At 67.8% G+C, this 16,706-nt stretch carries 17 protein-coding genes; 13 read left to right on the top strand and 4 right to left on the bottom strand.

The annotated features are described in order from the left end of the window. Window positions 1–62: 62 nt before the first annotated feature. The 6 genes from thyX to NWF34_RS01085 all read left to right on the top strand — a co-directional run bounded on the left by thyX (window position 63) and on the right by NWF34_RS01085 (window position 8,746). Window positions 63–815 carry an FAD-dependent thymidylate synthase gene (gene thyX, locus NWF34_RS01110; protein WP_024498470.1) on the top strand — a complete coding sequence of 251 codons (753 nt, stop codon included), beginning with the start codon at window positions 63–65 and terminating at the stop codon, window positions 813–815. Window positions 816–853: 38 nt separating this feature from the next. Next, window positions 854–1,759, top strand: coding sequence for a 4-hydroxy-tetrahydrodipicolinate synthase (gene dapA / locus NWF34_RS01105; protein WP_024498471.1), 906 nt, complete (start codon window positions 854–856; stop codon window positions 1,757–1,759). Next, window positions 1,759–3,783, top strand: a complete 2,025-nt coding sequence (locus tag NWF34_RS01100) for a ribonuclease J (RefSeq protein ID WP_024498472.1) — start codon at window positions 1,759–1,761, stop codon at window positions 3,781–3,783. Before dapA ends, NWF34_RS01100 begins: the two co-directional genes overlap by 1 nt. A gap of 41 nt (window positions 3,784–3,824) precedes the next feature. After that, window positions 3,825–4,457 (top strand): TIGR03085 family metal-binding protein, encoded by a 633-nt coding sequence (locus tag NWF34_RS01095; protein WP_024498473.1) that lies wholly within the window; start codon window positions 3,825–3,827, stop codon window positions 4,455–4,457. A gap of 97 nt (window positions 4,458–4,554) precedes the next feature. Further along, the gene (locus NWF34_RS01090; RefSeq protein WP_035760355.1) at window positions 4,555–7,542 is read left to right on the top strand and encodes a DNA translocase FtsK; all 2,988 of its coding nucleotides are present in this window, start codon (window positions 4,555–4,557) and stop codon (window positions 7,540–7,542) included. Between the two features lie 220 nt (window positions 7,543–7,762). After that, the gene (locus NWF34_RS01085; protein WP_024498476.1) at window positions 7,763–8,746 is read left to right on the top strand and encodes a TerC family protein; all 984 of its coding nucleotides are present in this window, start codon (window positions 7,763–7,765) and stop codon (window positions 8,744–8,746) included. 9 nt (window positions 8,747–8,755) lie between these two features. On the opposite strand, the gene NWF34_RS01080 is transcribed toward NWF34_RS01085, so the two are convergent. Beyond that, window positions 8,756–9,034, bottom strand: coding sequence for a YciI family protein (locus NWF34_RS01080; protein WP_024498477.1), 279 nt, complete (start codon window positions 9,032–9,034; stop codon window positions 8,756–8,758). A gap of 4 nt (window positions 9,035–9,038) precedes the next feature. Next, entirely contained in the window at window positions 9,039–9,614 is a 576-nt protein-coding gene (locus NWF34_RS01075) for an amino-acid N-acetyltransferase (protein WP_024498478.1), read from the bottom strand. Window positions 9,615–9,775: 161 nt separating this feature from the next. Here NWF34_RS01075 and pgsA point away from each other — a divergent pair, with 161 nt between their 5' ends. The 7 genes from pgsA to NWF34_RS01040 all read left to right on the top strand — a co-directional run bounded on the left by pgsA (window position 9,776) and on the right by NWF34_RS01040 (window position 15,114). Then, window positions 9,776–10,489 (top strand): CDP-diacylglycerol--glycerol-3-phosphate 3-phosphatidyltransferase, encoded by a 714-nt coding sequence (gene pgsA, locus NWF34_RS01070; protein WP_024498479.1) that lies wholly within the window; start codon window positions 9,776–9,778, stop codon window positions 10,487–10,489. An 88-nt stretch (window positions 10,490–10,577) separates the two neighbouring features. Next, window positions 10,578–10,916 carry a helix-turn-helix domain-containing protein gene (locus NWF34_RS01065; protein ID WP_006436448.1) on the top strand — a complete coding sequence of 113 codons (339 nt, stop codon included), beginning with the start codon at window positions 10,578–10,580 and terminating at the stop codon, window positions 10,914–10,916. 109 nt (window positions 10,917–11,025) lie between these two features. Further along, the gene (gene pspA, locus NWF34_RS01060; RefSeq protein WP_006436449.1) at window positions 11,026–11,847 is read left to right on the top strand and encodes a phage shock protein PspA; all 822 of its coding nucleotides are present in this window, start codon (window positions 11,026–11,028) and stop codon (window positions 11,845–11,847) included. A 10-nt stretch (window positions 11,848–11,857) separates the two neighbouring features. Beyond that, the gene (locus NWF34_RS01055; protein ID WP_024498480.1) at window positions 11,858–13,072 is read left to right on the top strand and encodes a glycosyltransferase; all 1,215 of its coding nucleotides are present in this window, start codon (window positions 11,858–11,860) and stop codon (window positions 13,070–13,072) included. Next, window positions 13,063–13,257, top strand: coding sequence for a DUF3046 domain-containing protein (locus NWF34_RS01050; RefSeq protein ID WP_006436451.1), 195 nt, complete (start codon window positions 13,063–13,065; stop codon window positions 13,255–13,257). Before NWF34_RS01055 ends, NWF34_RS01050 begins: the two co-directional genes overlap by 10 nt. Before the next feature lie 229 nt (window positions 13,258–13,486). After that, window positions 13,487–14,530: a recombinase RecA gene (gene recA / locus NWF34_RS01045; RefSeq protein ID WP_006436452.1), complete on the top strand. Its 1,044-nt coding sequence runs from the start codon at window positions 13,487–13,489 to the stop codon at window positions 14,528–14,530. Between the two features lie 20 nt (window positions 14,531–14,550). Then, the gene (locus NWF34_RS01040; RefSeq protein ID WP_024498481.1) at window positions 14,551–15,114 is read left to right on the top strand and encodes a regulatory protein RecX; all 564 of its coding nucleotides are present in this window, start codon (window positions 14,551–14,553) and stop codon (window positions 15,112–15,114) included. A gap of 30 nt (window positions 15,115–15,144) precedes the next feature. Here NWF34_RS01040 and NWF34_RS01035 read toward each other — a convergent pair whose 3' ends face one another. Both NWF34_RS01035 and NWF34_RS01030 read right to left on the bottom strand, forming a co-directional pair. Beyond that, entirely contained in the window at window positions 15,145–16,026 is an 882-nt protein-coding gene (locus tag NWF34_RS01035; protein ID WP_024498482.1) for an amino acid ABC transporter permease, read from the bottom strand. Then, window positions 16,023–16,700 (bottom strand): amino acid ABC transporter permease, encoded by a 678-nt coding sequence (locus tag NWF34_RS01030; protein WP_024498483.1) that lies wholly within the window; start codon window positions 16,698–16,700, stop codon window positions 16,023–16,025. The genes NWF34_RS01035 and NWF34_RS01030 overlap by 4 nt, the downstream gene beginning before the upstream one ends. Between the last annotated feature and the right edge of the window lie 6 nt (window positions 16,701–16,706).

Raw genomic sequence — 16,706 nt, 5'->3', positions numbered from 1 at the left:
CCGAGCCCTTCGGGGCAGTGGGGGACAATCAGGGCACACAAACGTCGAATGGAGGGGACTGCGTGTCCGAATTGGTGCCGCTGAAGGTGCAGATGGTCGCCATGACCCAGTTCACCCCACCGGAGGACGTGACGTGGAGCACGGACGCCGAGGGCGGTGAGGCGCTCGTCGAGTTCGCCGGCCGCGCCTGCTACCAGAGCTGGGACAAGCCGAACCCGCGCACCGCCACCAATGCCGGATACCTTCGGCACATCCTCGAGGTGGGGCACCTGTCGCTGCTCGAACACGCGTCGGTCACCTTCTACATCAGCGGGATCTCGCGCTCGTGCACCCATGAGCTGATCCGGCACCGGCACTTCTCCTATTCGCAGCTGTCGCAGCGGTTCGTGCCCGAACACGACTCCAACGTCGTCGCGCCGCCCGCGATCGTCGGCGACGACCACCTCGAGGAACTCTTCACGGCCGCCACCGATGCGAGTCGTGAGGCGTACACCGAACTCCTCGCCGCACTGGAGGCGAAGTTCGCCGACGTGCCCAACGCGATCCTGCGTCGCAAGCAGGCACGTCAGGCCGCACGGTCGGTGCTGCCCAACGCCACCGAGACCAAGATCGTCGTGACCGGCAACTACCGTGCGTGGCGGCACTTCGTCGGTATGCGCGCCACCGAGCACGCCGACGTCGAGATCCGCCAGCTCGCGGTCGAGTGCCTGCGGCAATTGATGCAGGTGGCTCCCACCGTCTTCGGCGATTTCGAGATCGGCACGCTCGCCGACGGCACCGAGGTCGCGACCTCACCGTTCGTGCTGGAAGGGTGAGGCCCGTCACGGATACGGAGGCGGTAGCCTTGAGCACCATGAACGCAGTCCAGGAACCGCTGCACGAGCATCCCTTCGGGACGAACGTGGTGGCGATGGTGACCCCCTTCCGTCCCGACGGAAGTCTCGATCTGGACAAGGCCGCCGTCCTGGCCGATCACCTCGTGTCGAAGGGGTGCGACGGACTCGTCGTGTCCGGCACCACCGGCGAATCGCCGACCACCACCGTGCCCGAGAAGCTCGATCTGTTGCGCGTCGTGCTGGACGCCGTCGGCGACCGCGCCCGGATCACCCAGGGGGCGGGTAGCTACGACACCGCCGAGAGCGTGCGGTTCGCGATCGAGTCGGAGAAGGTCGGTGCCCACGGCCTGCTCGTCGTGACCCCGTACTACTCCAAGCCGCCGCAGTCCGGCATCCTCGCGCACTTCCGGACCGTCGCCGACGCCACCGCACTTCCCGTGCTGCTCTACGACATCCCGCCGCGCTCGATCGTGCCCATCGCCAACGAGACGATGCTCGCGCTCGCCGAACACCCGAACATCCGCGGTGTCAAGGACGCCAAGGGTGACCTGCACTCGGCCGCCGGCCTCATCGCCACCACCAAGCTCGAATACCTCTCGGGTGAGGACGCACTGAACCTCCCGTGGCTGTCGATCGGCGCCACCGGATTCGTCAGCGTCATCGGGCACCTGGTGCCGGATCGCTTGCGCGAGATGCAGATCGCGGTCGAGAAGGGTGATCTCGCGACGGCGCGGACGCTCAACACGTCGATGCTTCCGCTCGTCAACGCGATGGGACGCCTCGGAGGTGTCACGATGGTGAAGGCGGCGCTGCGCGTTCTCGGACTCGAGGTGGGCGATCCGCGTCTGCCCCAGGTGCCCGCCACCGGGCCCCAGATCGAGGAGCTGATCGTGGATCTTCGTGCGGCAGGTGTTCTCGCCTGATGATCGACAACACCGGCAGCGACAGCGGCGGGCCCGAAGCGCGGCCGGCGCGCACCCGTCGCCGCGCCGCCTCCCGCAAGGCCGGACCGCCCGCCACTCCGCCGGTGTCCGCGGAGCCGACCCCCGCGGAGCCGACCCCCTTGGAAGCCGTCCCGGTGGACTCCGTCCCGGCCATGATCGCGCCCGACCCGGCACCGCCTCGCGCCCCGAAGTCCGAGTCCGCCCCGAAGCATGCGTCCCGGCAGCGGTCCGGGTCGTCGTCCGGTGCCCGGCGCGGTCGCCACGAACGCGGCGGCGACGCGCGTGGTCGCCGGAACGAGCCGGCGACCCCGGCACCGGTCGATCGTCTCGGCACCCCGCGGCGCCTGCCCAAGGGCGGACTCCGGATCGTCGCGCTCGGCGGCATCGGCGAGATCGGCCGCAACATGACCGTCTTCGAGTACGACGGCCGTCTCCTGATCGTCGACTGCGGCGTGCTGTTCCCCGAGGACCAGCAGCCCGGCGTCGACCTGATCCTGCCGGACTTCCGCTACATCGAGGACCGCATGGACGATGTCGACGCGGTGATCCTCACCCATGGGCACGAGGATCACATCGGCGCGATCCCGTTCCTTCTGCGGCTGCGCAGCGACATCCCCGTCGTCGGGTCGAAGTTCACCCTCGCCCTCGTCGAGGCCAAGTGTCGGGAACATCGCCTGCGGCCCAAGCTCGTTCAGGTCACCGAGGGGGAGCGGACCACCCACGGTCCGTTCGACTGCGAGTACTTCGCGGTCAACCACTCGATCCCGGACGCCATCGCGCTCGCGATCCGCACGCCGGCGGGTCTCGCCCTGCACACCGGCGACATCAAGCTCGACCAGCTGCCCCTCGACGGTCGTCTCACCGACCTGGCCGGGTTCAGCCGTCTCGGTGACGAGGGCGTCGACCTGTTCCTCGTCGACTCGACCAACGCCGAGGTCCCCGGCTTCGTCACCCCCGAACGTGAGATCGGTGGTGTGCTCGACCAGGTCATCGGCAAGGCCAGGCAACGCGTCATCGTCGCGTCCTTCGCCAGCCACGTGCACCGCATCCAGCAGATCATCGACGTCGCGCACACCCACAACCGGCGCGTCTGCTTCGTCGGCCGGTCGATGGTGCGGAACATGCAGATCGCGCAGGACCTCGGCTACCTGTCGGTGCCGGACGGGGTGGTCGTCGACCTCGACACCGCCGCAACGCTTCCCGACCATCGCATCGTGCTGATCTCGACCGGTTCGCAGGGCGAGCCGCTGTCGGCGTTGTCGCGGATGGCGCGCGGTGAGCACCGCCAGATCAACATCCGCGCCGATGACCTGGTCGTGCTGGCCTCGTCGCTGATCCCGGGCAACGAGAACTCGGTCTTCGCCGTCGTCAACGGCCTGGCCAAGCGCGGTGCCACCGTGATCACCCAGCAGAGCGCCAAGGTCCACGTGTCCGGCCACGCCTCGGCGGGTGAGCTGCTGTACCTGTACAACGCGGTGCGGCCGTCGAATGTGATGCCGGTGCACGGTGAATGGCGCCACCTGCGTGCGAATGCCGCGCTCGCGGTCGCGACCGGTGTGTCCGAGGATCAGGTCGTGCTGGCCGAGGACGGCGTCGTGGTCGACCTCGTCGACGGCCGGGCCGAGATCGTCGGGCGCGTGCCGGTCGGACACGTCTACGTCGACGGACTGTCGGTCGGTGACGTCGGCGAGTCGACCCTGTCGGAGCGTCTCGTGCTCGGTGAGGGCGGTTTCATCGCGATCACCGTCGCGATCGATGCGACGACGGGGCGCGCGGTCAGCTCGCCGGAGGTCTCCGGCCGTGGCTTCTCCGACGACCCGGATGCGCTGAAGGCGGCTGCCGACCTGGTCAACCAGGTTCTCGACTCCCTGGCCGCCGAGGGTGTGAGCGACGCGCATCGCATCGCGCAGGGGATCCGGCGCGCCGTGGGCCGGTGGGTCTCCGAGGCCTACCGCCGCCGCCCGATGATCGTGCCGACGGTTCTCGCGGTGGGAGCCGACTGAACGGTACGACCGTATCGGAAACGCTCGCTACTGTGGACGGGGTGACAGGTGCACAGGAGGAACGAGCGGCTCTCGTCGAGACCCTGAAGAAGGTGGGCCCGGACGCGCCCACCCTCTGTGAGGGCTGGACCACCCGCGATCTGTTGGCTCATCTCGTCGTTCGCGAACGACGCCCCGACACCGGGCCGGGCATCCTGATCCCGGCGTTCGCCGGATACACCGAGAAGGTGCGGACCAAGGCCGCTCGGCGGGACTTCGACGAGTTGCTCGACGAACTCGCCTCGGGTCCGCCGGTCTACTCACCGTTCAAGCTCGTCGACCGGTTCGCCAATCTCGCCGAGATGTTCGTCCACCACGAGGACGTGCTGCGCGGGGGAGCGGACCCGGCGGGCCGCTGGACGCCGCGGATGCTGTCACCCGAACTCGAGGCCGAGCTGCGCGGTCCGGCCACCTCGATGGGCAGGATGACGCTCAAGAAGATCCCCGCACGCGTCACCCTCCGCACGACCGCCGGTGAGGACCTCCTGACCGTCGGCTCCGGGAAGGACGTCGTGGTCACCGGGTCGATCGGTGAGCTCGTCCTGTTCGCGTTCGGACGGGCACCCGTCGCCGTGACCTTCGACGGCGATGCGGACGCGATCGCCGCGGTTCGTGAGAGTTCTCACGGCCTCTAGGGCGTGTCCCGATGCGACCGGGTAACAACTTCGACACGGCGCCGTTATCGGTGTTGCCCATGTGACTGAAGTGAACTCTGCCGACTAGTCTGTCGGTATGGCTTCGAAGGCAAGCACGGGTACGCGCACGTCCGCGTCTGGGTCGCGGGCATCCGGCACTCGCTCGGGTGCGAAAAGTGCCGGACGGTCGACGGGTTCGGCGGCACGTTCGGGCGCGAGCAAGTCGGCCGGGACACGCTCCGGTTCCACCCGCTCCGGCGCGGGCAAAGCCGGATCGTCGCGCGCGTCGAACCGATCCACCGGCAGCGGCAAATCCCGCACACGGCAGTCCGCCACCGCGACGCCGCGCCGCCGGAACACGTCGGCCTCCGCCGAATCGGTCGATCTCCACCGCCGTTCGGTCGCCGCCGCCGGCGCCTCCGCGGTGGGGAAGGGGATCGGAGCCGGCTGGTCACTGTTCGCTCGTGGTGTCGGCAGCGCGGCCCGCGTGGGTTCCGGAGTCGGCCGCGGACCGCGGACCGAGTCGCGTCCGTTCGACGACGACGATTTCGATCTGGATGCCGTCGACGGTGACGACGCCGAGTACGACGATGTCGACGCGGACGTGGTGGGTCCGCGCGGTCAGGGCCATAGTCATCGCCGGGACGGCGTCGCGCTCGGCCTGCTCGGGTTGGGACTCCTGGTCGCGGCCAGTGTGTGGTTCGGTGCCGCCGGGCCGGTCGGTGCGTTCATCGAGGCGTTGATCCGCGCGATCGTCGGGTCCGCGGCCGTCGTGATGCCGGTCGCGCTCGTCGTTGTCGCGATCATGCTGATGCGGCGTCCGGCCGCACCCGAACGCCGTGGGCGCTACCTCGGCGGTGGCTCCCTCGTCGTGCTTCCCCTGCTCGGCATCATGCATCTGATCGCCGGTGCACCGCTGGATCTGCCGGGCCGTTCGGCGGCGGCGGGCTTCGTCGGTTTCGCCATCGGCACGCCGCTCACCGCGGGGGTCACCGCCTGGGTGTCCGTCCCGATCCTGTTGCTGTGCATGGCCTTCGGTGTGCTGATCCTCAGTGGTCGGACCGTGCGCGAAGTCGTCGACGCCGCCGCCGGATACCTCGGCCTGGGCGTGCCCGGTGCCGACGGCGCGCCGTGGGAGGGCGACCTCGACTGGGACGAGGACGCGGAGAACTACGAGGATCCCGACTTCAGGGATCCCGCAGCGGACGATGCCGACGACGATGACGCGGACACCTACGGCTCCCGGGCGACTCGTCGCTCGTACTCGTCGAACCCGTACGACAACTACCCGCCCGACGAGACCCCGTCGCGGCCCTCGAGTCGGTCGCGGCGCAAGCCGGCCAAGGTCGCCGAGGAACCGATCGAAGACGCGGTCACCGAGAACTTCGCCGATGCGTTCACCGAGCCGTTCGGGGACAACGCCCCCGACGAGCAGATGACCGAGGTGATCGACCCCCCGGCCCGTCCGGCTGCTCGCCGCACGACGCCCGCCGCGCGTCCGGCACCCAAACCGGCACCCAAACCGGCACCCGAGCCCGAACCCGACCTCGACGACGAGGAGGCCTTCTCACCGGCGGCCCCGGCTGCCGAGGGCGACTACCTGCTGCCGCCCCCGCATCTGCTGCTCGAAGGCGACCCGCCGAAGGCCGGGACCAGCGCCAACGACGAGATGATCGACCGGATGACCGGTGTCCTCGAACAGTTCAAGATCGATGCCGCGGTCACCGGCTACACGCGCGGACCGACGGTCACCCGGTACGAGGTCGAGCTGGGACCGGGCGTGAAGGTCGAGAAGATCACCGCGCTCCAGCGCAACATCGCCTACGCCGCGGCCACCGACAACGTCCGCCTGCTCGCGCCGATCCCGGGCAAGTCCGCGGTCGGTATCGAGGTACCCAACGCCGATCGTGAGATGGTCCGCCTGGCCGACGTCCTCAGCGCGTCGTCGACCCGCAAGGACAAGCATCCGCTCGTGATCGGTCTGGGCAAGGACATCGAGGGCGACTTCGTCAGCGCGAACCTGGCGAAGATGCCGCACCTGCTCGTCGCCGGTTCGACCGGCTCCGGTAAGTCGAGCTTCGTCAACTCCATGCTGGTGTCACTCCTGAGCCGCGCCACCCCGGAGCAGGTCCGGATGATCCTCATCGACCCGAAGATGGTGGAACTCACGCCTTACGAGGGCATCCCGCACCTGATCACCCCCATCATCACCCAGCCCAAGAAGGCGGCCGCCGCCCTCGCATGGCTGGTGGAGGAGATGGAGCAGCGCTACCAGGACATGAAGGCGTCGCGGGTGCGTCACATCGACGACTTCAACGCGAAGGTGCGCTCCGGCGAGATCACCACTCCGCTCGGCAGCGAGCGGGTGTACAAGCCGTACCCGTACATCCTCGCCATCGTCGACGAACTCGCGGACCTGATGATGACCGCGCCGCGCGACGTGGAAGAGGCGATCGTCCGCATCACGCAGAAGGCGCGCGCCGCCGGCATCCACCTGGTCCTCGCGACGCAGCGTCCGTCGGTCGACGTCGTCACCGGTCTGATCAAGACCAACGTGCCATCGCGCCTGGCGTTCGCCACGTCGTCGCTGACCGACTCGCGCGTCATCCTCGATCAGCCGGGCGCCGAGAAGCTCATCGGCATGGGTGACGGCCTGTTCCTGCCGATGGGCGCCAACAAGCCGATCCGCATGCAGGGCGCCTACATCTCCGACGAGGAGATCGCGGCCGTCGTCGACTTCACCAAGGAGCAGGCCGAGCCGGAGTACACCGAGGGTGTCACCGCGGCGAAGGCCGGCGAGAAGAAGGACATCGACAGCGACATCGGCAACGACCTCGACGACCTGCTGCAGGCGATCGAACTCGTCGTCTCCAGCCAGTTCGGGTCGACGTCGATGCTGCAGCGCAAGCTGCGGGTCGGCTTCGCGAAGGCGGGGCGCCTGATGGACCTCATGGAGACCCGCGGCGTCGTCGGACCCAGCGAGGGTTCCAAGGCGCGCGAGGTGCTCGTCAAGCCCGACGATCTCGCGGGCGTGATCGCCTCGATCACCGGCGGTGGAGACGAAACGGACGGATCGGGAGACTGAAGAACTCTCTGACCTGAGGTTTCTGCGGAACTACTACAGCCTGTACTAAAGTGACGGCAGATCCATGAGGGGAGTATCCCCGACGCGGCGTCTCCGTCAATACGGTCAGGGCCCGCGATGATGCCGATCATCGTCGCAACCCTGGCCCGGAGCGTCGGCCGCCATCTCGGCGGGAGAGACCTCTGGCTCGTCAGCTTATGCTGCCTGCTGGAGGAATGCTGTGGATGTCTCTGTATCCGTGTGGCTGATCACTGTTGCGGTGATCCTCGGATTGTTCGTGTTCGACTTCTTCTCCCACGTGCGCGTGCCGCACGCCCCGTCGCTCAAGGAATCGGGCACCTGGTCGGCGGTGTACATCGCGCTCGCCATCGTGTTCGGGCTGTTCGTCTGGTGGAAGTGGGGATCGACGTTCGGCGGCGAGTACTTCGCCGGCTACGTGACCGAGAAGGCGCTCTCGGTGGACAACCTGTTCGTGTTCGTCATCATCATGGCGAAGTTCGCGGTGCCTCGTGAGTATCAGCAGAAGGTGCTGCTGCTCGGCATCGTCATGGCGCTGGGCATGCGCGGCATCTTCATCGCCGTCGGCGCCGCCGCGATCAACGCCTACAGCTGGGTGTTCTACCTGTTCGGCGCGTTCCTGATCTTCACCGCCGTCAAGCTCGTCCGGGAGAGCGACGACCCCGTGGAGCACGAGGAACAGCGGGAGAGTCGCCTCGAGCGGTTCGTCAAGCGGTTCCTGCGCACCCATGACTCCTACGACCGCGACAAGCTGTTCACCCGCGTCAACGGCAAGCGTCTCGCGACGCCGATGCTGATGGTCCTCATCGTCATCGGGTTCACCGACGTGCTCTTCGCCCTCGACTCGATCCCGGCGATCTACGGCCTGACCCAGGAGCCGTACCTGGTGTTCACCGCCAACGCCTTCGCGCTGATGGGCCTGCGTCAGCTGTACTTCCTGCTCGGCGGGCTGCTCGACCGGCTGGTGTACCTGTCGATCGGCCTGTCGATCATCCTTGCGTTCATCGGTGCGAAGCTCGTCCTGCACGCGCTGCACGAGAACACCCTGCCGTTCGTCAACGGCGGTGAGCATGTAAGCGTCCCGGAGATCTCGACGCCGATGTCGTTGTCGGTGATCGTCGGTGTCCTGGTGATCACCACCGTCGCAAGCCTGGTCAAGAGCAGGTCGGCGGTGTCGAAGAGTTAGCGGCAGGGGTCAGAACGGTCCGAAGACCTGGGTCCACTCGTCGATCCGTACGGCGTCGACCGCCTCGTGCGCCTGGAACGGGTCGTTGGCGAGGAACGCCTCGGCGGCCTCGAGGTCGGCCGCGCTGATGATGATCAGCGCGCCCGACCCGTCCGGGTACGGTCCCGCGATGAGCACGTTTCCCGCGGTGTTCTCCTCGCCGAGCCACTGCCGATGAAGCGGCCGGTGCTGGTCGCGGAGCGCGGCCTTGGCCGGACGGTAGGTGTACTGGACGGCGAAATAGGGCATCGGTTCACTCCTGGGTGATGGTGGCCAGCATCCTGGTGTTCCCCAGGGTGTTGGGTTTGACGTAACTCAGGTCGAGGAACTCCGCGACACCGGTGTCGTACGAGCGGCACATCTCCTCGAACACCTCGCGCGTGACCGGGGTGCCCTCGATCTCGCGGAAGCCGTGCTTGGCGAAGAAGCTCGTCTCGAAGGTCAGCACGAAGACGCGGGCCAGTTCGAGTTCGCGGGCGATCTCCATCAGCCGGCCGACGATCTTGTGCCCGATGCCACGTCCGGAGAACACGGGATCGACCGCGACCGTGCGAACCTCGCCGAGATCGGCCCACAGTACGTGGAGCGCACCACATCCCACGACCAGCCCGTCGACTTCGGCGACCCAGAACTCCTGGACCGACTCGTAGAGGGTGACGAGGTTCTTCTCCAGGAGGATCCTGCCCGCGTACTTGTCGATGAGTTCCTTGATGCGCGGTACGTCCGACGTACGCGCGCGCCGGACGGCGATGTCCCGAGTAGTCGGTTCGGGCGCAACGGGATCCGCCGCGGACTCGGGTTGGGCGGGCTCCGGGGAGACGGGGGACATGGGAACTCACCTTAGTCCTGTGAGGTCGTGCGCCCCACGGTGATGTCGGGGCGCGTAGCGGCCCGGGTGACCTTCCGCGGGGCGTGGACCGATACCCTGTGGGGTGTGAGTACGAGAATTCCCGTGTATCGCGGAACCTGTCCGCGCTCGGGGGTGTGCTCATGACCGATCGCATTCGGCGGGCCGTCGACGAAAAAGGTATCGCAAATGTGGGCCGCGGGCCGGACCACATCACCGATCCCGTCGACCCGGTCCCGGTCGTCAACATCGCGAATGCCCTGACCGTCTTCCGGATCCTCCTGGTTCCGGTGTTCCTGACGGTGCTGTTCCTCGAGTCCGGGGAGTCCACGCTGTGGCGCACGGTGGCGACGGTCGTCTTCGCCGTCGCGGCCCTGACCGATCGGTACGACGGCCGCATCGCCCGCGAGCGCGGCCTGATCACCGACTTCGGCAAGATGGCCGACCCGATCGCGGACAAGGCCCTGATCGGTGGTGCGCTCGTCGGACTCTCGATCCTCGGCATCCTGCCCTGGTGGGTCACCGCGGTCATCATCGCGCGCGAACTGTGGGTCACCGCGCTGCGCTTCTGGGTGCTGCGGCACAAGGTCATCCCCGCCAGTCGCGGCGGAAAACTCAAGACGCTGCTGCAGGCGGTCGCCATCGGCCTGTACCTTGCGCCCCTCGGCGGCGGTTGGGACATCGCCGCCGGCATCGTGATGGGTCTCGCGGTGGTCGTCACCATCTACACCGGCCTCGACTACACCTGGCAGGCGATCAAGGTAAGGTCCGCCGGCGGTTCCCGCCCCGGCACCCCCGATCCAGAGCCGGCACCGCAGACGCGACGGGCCGTGGGAGGAACCGGCGCGGGGCGCTGAGTTCGACTACTGTCGGTGGAACCGCGGCCGGGGAACGATCCGGCTGCGTGAGGCGTTGGCCGAGGAGTGGACAGGGAGAGGAGACTCGATGGCGATGCTCTTACGTGAGGCGCTCGGCGACAGCCTGCGTCGGGTCCGCACGCAGCAAGGCCGGACCCTGCGTGAGGTGTCCACCGGTGCACGCGTGAGCCTGGGCTACCTCTCCGAGGTCGAGCGCGGTCAGAAAGAGGCCTCGAGCGAACTACTCGCGGCCATCTGCGATGCACTCGACGTGGAGATCGCCGACCTCCTCCTCGACGTCGGGAACGCGATGCGTCCGGCCGAGACCATGACCCCCGAGGTCGCCGAGGCCGGTCTCACCGCGACCAAGGTGGTCATTCCCGCACCCGCCGGACGCCGGGACGCGACGGCGCTCGCGGCCGCCTGATGCACGTCGTCCGAATGACCATTTGAGTGCTGCGGCACTATCGGGAACCCGCAGCCACTAAATTGGTCTGCACAGTTCTCTCAAACCCCTGAATGGAGTGACGTAGAGCATGGCGAACCCGTTCGTGAAGTTGTGGCGGTACCTGACGGCACTCGGCAACGCGAAGATCGACGAACACGCCGACCCGAAGGTCCAGATCCAGCAGGCGATCGAAGATGCCCAGCGTCAGCATCAGGCGTTGTCGCAGCAGGCCGCCTCGGTCATCGGCAACCAGCGACAGCTCGAGATGAAGCTCAACCGGCAGCTCGAGGACATCGAGCGTCTGCAGGCCAATACCCGCCAGGCACTGACGCTGGCCGACCAGGCCGCTGCCGCCGGCGACACCCAGAAGGCCACCGAGTACACGAACGCCGCCGAGGCGTTCGCGGCGCAGCTCGTGACCGCCGAGCAGAGCGTCGAGGACCTCAAGTCCCTGCACGACCAGTCGCTGCAGGCCGCCGACCAGGCCAAGAAGGCCGTCGAGCGCAACGCGATGATCCTCCAGCAGAAACTCGCCGAGCGTTCCAAGCTGCTCAGCCAGCTCGAGCAGGCCAAGATGCAGGAGCAGGTCAGCGCATCGCTCAACCAGATGAGCGAGTTGTCGGTGCCCGGCAACACCCCGAGTCTCGACCAGGTCCGCGAGAAGATCGAGCGCCGCTACGCCAACGCCCTCGGTTCGGCCGAGCTGGCCAAGAACTCGGTCCAGGGCCGCATGCAGGAGGTCGAGCAGGCGGGCATCCAGATGGCCGGTCATTCGCGCCTGGAGCAGATCCGCGCCAGTATGCGCGGCGACGCCCTGCCGTCCGCGGGTGCCACCGCTCCGCCGTTGCAGAAGGGTCAGCCGGCGACGCAGGCCACCCCGCCGACCACCGAGCCGCCCGCGCAGAACTGATCCGCGGCACGTGCATGTTGCACTTGTCGCGGGTTCCGATGCGGGACATGCCTTTCCGGCGTTCGCCCTCGCCGAGCGGTTCACCGCGGCCGGGCATCGGGCCACTGTCCACACCGGACTGAACTGGTCGGCCGCCGCGCGTCGTCGTGGCATCGACATCGCCGAGCTCCCGGGTCTCGCGGCCACGGACGTCGACGACGACGCCGACGCCGGGGACAAACTCAGCGGCCGCGCGGCGCGCATGGCCGATCTGCTCGCGCCCCTGCTGGCGGAGTCCGGTGCCGATCTCGTCGTCTCCGACGTCATCACGGTCTGTGGGGGATGGGCCGCGCAGCTCCGGGGCCTTCCGTGGATCGAGCTGTCGCCGCACCCGCTGTACATGCCGTCTCGCGGCCTGCCGCCGATCGGTTCGGGGCTCGCCCCGGGAACCGGCATCCGCGGTCGCGTTCGGGACACGCTGATGCGTGCCGCGACCGCGACCTCCATTCGCAAAGGTGAACGGCAGCGTGCTGCGGCACGGCTGTCGATCGGTCTCCCGGCGCTCGACGGTGGTCCGTGCGCGCGATTCGTGGCGACGCTGCCGGGTCTCGAGGTGCCGCGGCCCGACTGGCCGGCCGACACCCATCTCATCGGTCCGCTCCTGTGGGAACCCACCGACGACCTCTTCGACCGTCCCGACGGCGATGCACCGCTGGTGGTGCTCGCCCCGTCGACGGCGCAGACCGGCGCCCCCGACATGGTCGGTGTGGTCCTCGAGGCGCTGTCCGAGCGGGTTCTGGGCCGTCGTGTCCGGGTGGTGGTCTCCGGGCTGCATCGTCCGTCCACCGCGGATCTCGCCCGCTTCGGCGATGCCCCGGCCCCGATCACCGCAGGGCTGGGACGGCAGGACGAGGTGCTGGCCGACGCGCAGGTACTGATCTGCGGCTCCGGCCACGGGATCCTGGCCAAGGCGATGAGCGCCGGGGTTCCGGTCGTCGCGGTGCCCGGCGGCGGCGACCAGTGGGAGCTGGCGAACCGTCTCCGGCGCGCGGGTGCCGGCCGATTGGTCCGCCCGCTGACGGTCGAGGCCGTCGCCGATGCCGTCCGCACCGTTCTCGACGACCCGGAGTACGCCCGGAGCGCACGGCGGATCGGGGCGAGCGGTGCCGACACCGTCGACCCGGTGGCGGTGGCCCACGCCGTCCTGGACCGTGCCGCGTTCCGTAGGGTGGGGCCGTGCGCCTGACCGAGTTCAACGAACTGATGACCACCGAATTCGGTGTGTCCAGGGCGGATTCGATTCTGGTCGACCACGTGCTCACCGAATTCGGTGGACGCACCGGGGCGCAGGCGATCGACGACGGGGTCGACCCGCGCGACGTCTGGGTCGCCATCTGCCGCGACTTCGACGTACCGCGACGGCGTTGGTGACATACCCCGCGTGTCACACTTGCCATCGAACACCTGTTCGTTCATCCTGGTGATCAGACGGAACCGTACGGACCGCCGCCGCGTCTGAGATATGGGGATCGGGAAGCAGTGTCGGGCCCGGGGAGGGCCACCGAGACTTGTCGGACCCACGCGATACCTTTCAGACATGAACGCCCGGACCGCACCGACCACCCGCCGGAAATCCGGCTCACAACCGAGGAGAACTCCCATGGCACCTGCGCCTCAAGACCGTGAGAAGGCCCTCGATCTGGCCCTCGCCCAGATCGACAAGAACTTCGGCAAGGGCTCGGTGATGCGCCTGGGCGAGGAGACCCGCCAGCCGATCGAGATCATCCCGACCGGTTCGATCGCACTCGACGTCGCCCTCGGTATCGGCGGTCTGCCCCGCGGCCGCGTCGTCGAGATCTACGGTCCGGAATCCTCGGGTAAGACCACGGTCGCGCTGCACGCCGTCGCCAACGCCCAGGCCCTGGGCGGTATCGCCGCGTTCATCGACGCCGAGCATGCGCTGGATCCCGATTACGCCGCCAAGCTCGGCGTCGACACCGACGCCCTGCTCGTGTCGCAGCCCGACACCGGTGAGCAGGCGCTCGAGATCGCCGACATGCTGATCCGCTCCGGCGCGCTCGACATCCTGGTCATCGACTCGGTCGCCGCACTCGTGCCCAAGGCCGAGATCGAGGGTGAGATGGGCGACAGCCACGTCGGTCTGCAGGCCCGCCTGATGAGCCAGGCGTTGCGCAAGATGACCTCCGCGCTGAACCAGTCGAAGACCACCGCGATCTTCATCAACCAGTTGCGCGAGAAGATCGGCGTGATGTTCGGTTCCCCCGAGACCACGACGGGCGGTAAGGCTCTCAAGTTCTACTCGTCGGTGCGCCTGGATGTCCGCCGTATCGAGACCCTGAAGGACGGCACCGATGCGGTGGGTAACCGTACCCGCGTGAAGGTCGTCAAGAACAAGGTCGCGCCGCCGTTCAAGCAGGCCGAGTTCGACATCCTCTACGGGCAGGGCATCAGCAAGGAGGGCTCACTGATCGACATGGGTGTGGCCGAGGGCTTCATCCGTAAGTCGGGCTCGTGGTTCACCTACGAGGGCGATCAGCTCGGCCAGGGCAAGGAGAATGCCCGCAAATTCCTGCTCGAGAACGTCGACATCCGCGACGAGATCGAGAAGAAGATCAAGGAGAAGCTCGGCATCGGCGCGACCGTCGACGCCGACGACATCGCCCCGGCACCGGTCGAATTCTGATCGGCTCCGCCTGATCCGATATGAACGAGGCATCAAGCCCCGAACCGACGGACCCCGAACGGACGCGCACGCGTCGGGATGACAACCCCGACCGGCGAGGCCCCAGCGCATGGGACTCTGCACTGCGACTGCTCGGGGTCCGTGCGCGTTCACGGCACGAGATGCGGGAGCGGTTGACCCGCAAGGGGTTCGACACGGACACCGTCGACGAGGTGATGGCGCGACTCGACAAGCACCAGTTGCTCGACGACACCGACTTCGCCGCCGAGTGGGTACGCTCCCGCCACCTGAACTCCGGAAAGGGACGCGTGGCGCTGCGTCATGAGCTCCGGACCAAGGGAATCTCCGAGTCGATCATCGCCGAGACCCTCGCCGAGATCGATCCCGACGACGAACGCGAGATCGCGGCCGGACTCGTCGCACGGAAGCTGACGCCGTCGGTCGCCGAACGCGTTGTCGCCGATCGTGCCGAACGAGAGAAGACCCTGCGTCGTCTGGTCGGTTTCCTTGTCCGGCGCGGCTATTCGCAGTCGCTGGCCTTCGACGTGGTGGGGGAGGCGCTCGGCGCACTGGAGGACGCCTGAGGCCTCTCCCCGTCACTCCGACGGCACGCTTCAGAGCAGGTTCTCCGACGCGGCCAGTTCGGTCTTCTCCGGGTCGGCCGGCTCGGCGGCCGACCGCCGACCCTGACGCACACGTCGCTCGACGTAGGTCGCGAGGTTCGAGAGGCCGAAGTTGATGACGATCATGATGATCGCCACCACGATCAGCGCCGGGATGTAGTTGCCGTAGCGGGAGGCCGACAGCAGGCCGCTGCGCACGACCTCCGAGTAGCCGATGATGTAGCCGAGCGCACTGTCCTTGAGTGCCACCACCATCTGCGAGATCAGCGCCGGCATCATCGCGGTGATCGCCTGGGGGAGCAGCACGATGCGCATCATCTGGCTCTTGCGCAGACCGAGCGACATGGATGCCTCGGTCTGGCCCTTCGGCAGCGAGTTGATGCCGGAGCGCAGGATCTCGGCCATCACCGACCCGTTGTAGAGCGTCAGCCCGGTGACCACCGCGGCGAACGCCAGCATCGACGACGGGAATATGCCGTAGATGGCGAACAGGAACCAGGTGAACACCATCAGGATCAGGACCGGGATCGCACGGAAGACCTCGACGAACACGCCCGAGACGGCCCGTACCCAGCGATGATCCGACAGCCGGCCGATGCCGAGGACGGCGCCGAGGATCAGCGAGAACACGATCGAGACGGCGGCCGCCGCCAGAGTGCGCCACAGGCCGGGCAGGATGTAGCCGGTCCAGGTGGACCAGGTGACGAACGGGCTCCACTTCTCGCCGGTGAACTGTTCGTTGGCGGCGAGTACGGAGATCACGTAGATCGCGATCGCCGCGAGGACCGCGATGAACAGGATCGCCGTCAGGCGATTCCGGGCTCGTGCGCGTGGTCCGGGTGCGTCGTACAGGACAGTCGATTCGGCGCTCATCGTTTCACCGCCAGTCGCTTGGCGAGGTAGCCGAAGACGGCCCCCTCGGTGAGGGTGATGATCATGAAGCCCACGGCGATGACGCCGAAGATCACGAACAGCTGGTCGGAGAAGGTCTCGATCTCGGTCTTCATGAGAGCCGCGGCCTCGGCGACACCGATGACCGAGGCGACCGTGGTGTTCTTGGTGAGCGCGATCAGGACGCTGCCCAGCGGGCCGATGACCGATCGGATCGCCTGCGGCAACACGATGACCCCGAACACCTGGGTGAACGACAGACCCAGCGACCGGGCCGCCTCAGCCTGTCCCAGGGGCACGGTGTTGAAGCCGGACCGGAGCGTCTCGCAGACGAAGGTCGACGTGTAGAGGACGAACGCGAGCACCGCGAGCCAGAAGTTGTTGGACTTGATCGTCGGCGCGAAGGTCAGGCCCAGATTCTGGTAGAGACCGATTGCGCAGAACAGCACGACGAGCGTCAGCGGGGTGTTGCGGACCACGTTCACGTAGACCCCGGCGAAACCGCGCATCACCGGGACGGGGGAGACCCGCATCGCGGCGAGGGTCGTGCCCCACACCAGCGAGCCGATCGCCGAGTAGAAGGTCAGCTGGATGGTCACCCAGAAGGCGGGCCACAGCTGAGGACCCATGCTCTCCCACAGAGAGGCGTCATTCATCGATGG

The sequence above is a fragment of the Gordonia sp. GONU genome (assembly GCF_024733855.1).
GTDB classification, from domain to species: Bacteria; Actinomycetota; Actinomycetes; order Mycobacteriales; family Mycobacteriaceae; genus Gordonia; species Gordonia amicalis.
This window is presented reverse-complemented; position numbering and strand designations above follow the sequence as displayed.

Excerpts from the sequence above, each read along its gene's own strand:
- dapA (WP_024498471.1), top strand. The coding sequence starts at position 854 with ATGAACGCAGTCCAGGAACCGCTGCACGAGCATCCCTTCGGGACGAAC.
- NWF34_RS01100 (WP_024498472.1), top strand. The coding sequence starts at position 1,759 with ATGATCGACAACACCGGCAGCGACAGCGGCGGGCCCGAAGCGCGGCCG.
- NWF34_RS01090 (WP_035760355.1), top strand. The coding sequence starts at position 4,555 with ATGGCTTCGAAGGCAAGCACGGGTACGCGCACGTCCGCGTCTGGGTCG.
- NWF34_RS01080 (WP_024498477.1), bottom strand. The coding sequence starts at position 9,034 with ATGCCCTATTTCGCCGTCCAGTACACCTACCGTCCGGCCAAGGCCGCG.
- NWF34_RS01075 (WP_024498478.1), bottom strand. The coding sequence starts at position 9,614 with ATGTCCCCCGTCTCCCCGGAGCCCGCCCAACCCGAGTCCGCGGCGGAT.
- pgsA (WP_024498479.1), top strand. The coding sequence starts at position 9,776 with ATGACCGATCGCATTCGGCGGGCCGTCGACGAAAAAGGTATCGCAAAT.
- NWF34_RS01065 (WP_006436448.1), top strand. The coding sequence starts at position 10,578 with ATGGCGATGCTCTTACGTGAGGCGCTCGGCGACAGCCTGCGTCGGGTC.
- pspA (WP_006436449.1), top strand. The coding sequence starts at position 11,026 with ATGGCGAACCCGTTCGTGAAGTTGTGGCGGTACCTGACGGCACTCGGC.
- recA (WP_006436452.1), top strand. The coding sequence starts at position 13,487 with ATGGCACCTGCGCCTCAAGACCGTGAGAAGGCCCTCGATCTGGCCCTC.
- NWF34_RS01040 (WP_024498481.1), top strand. The coding sequence starts at position 14,551 with ATGAACGAGGCATCAAGCCCCGAACCGACGGACCCCGAACGGACGCGC.
- NWF34_RS01035 (WP_024498482.1), bottom strand. The coding sequence starts at position 16,026 with ATGAGCGCCGAATCGACTGTCCTGTACGACGCACCCGGACCACGCGCA.
- NWF34_RS01030 (WP_024498483.1), bottom strand. The coding sequence starts at position 16,700 with ATGAATGACGCCTCTCTGTGGGAGAGCATGGGTCCTCAGCTGTGGCCC.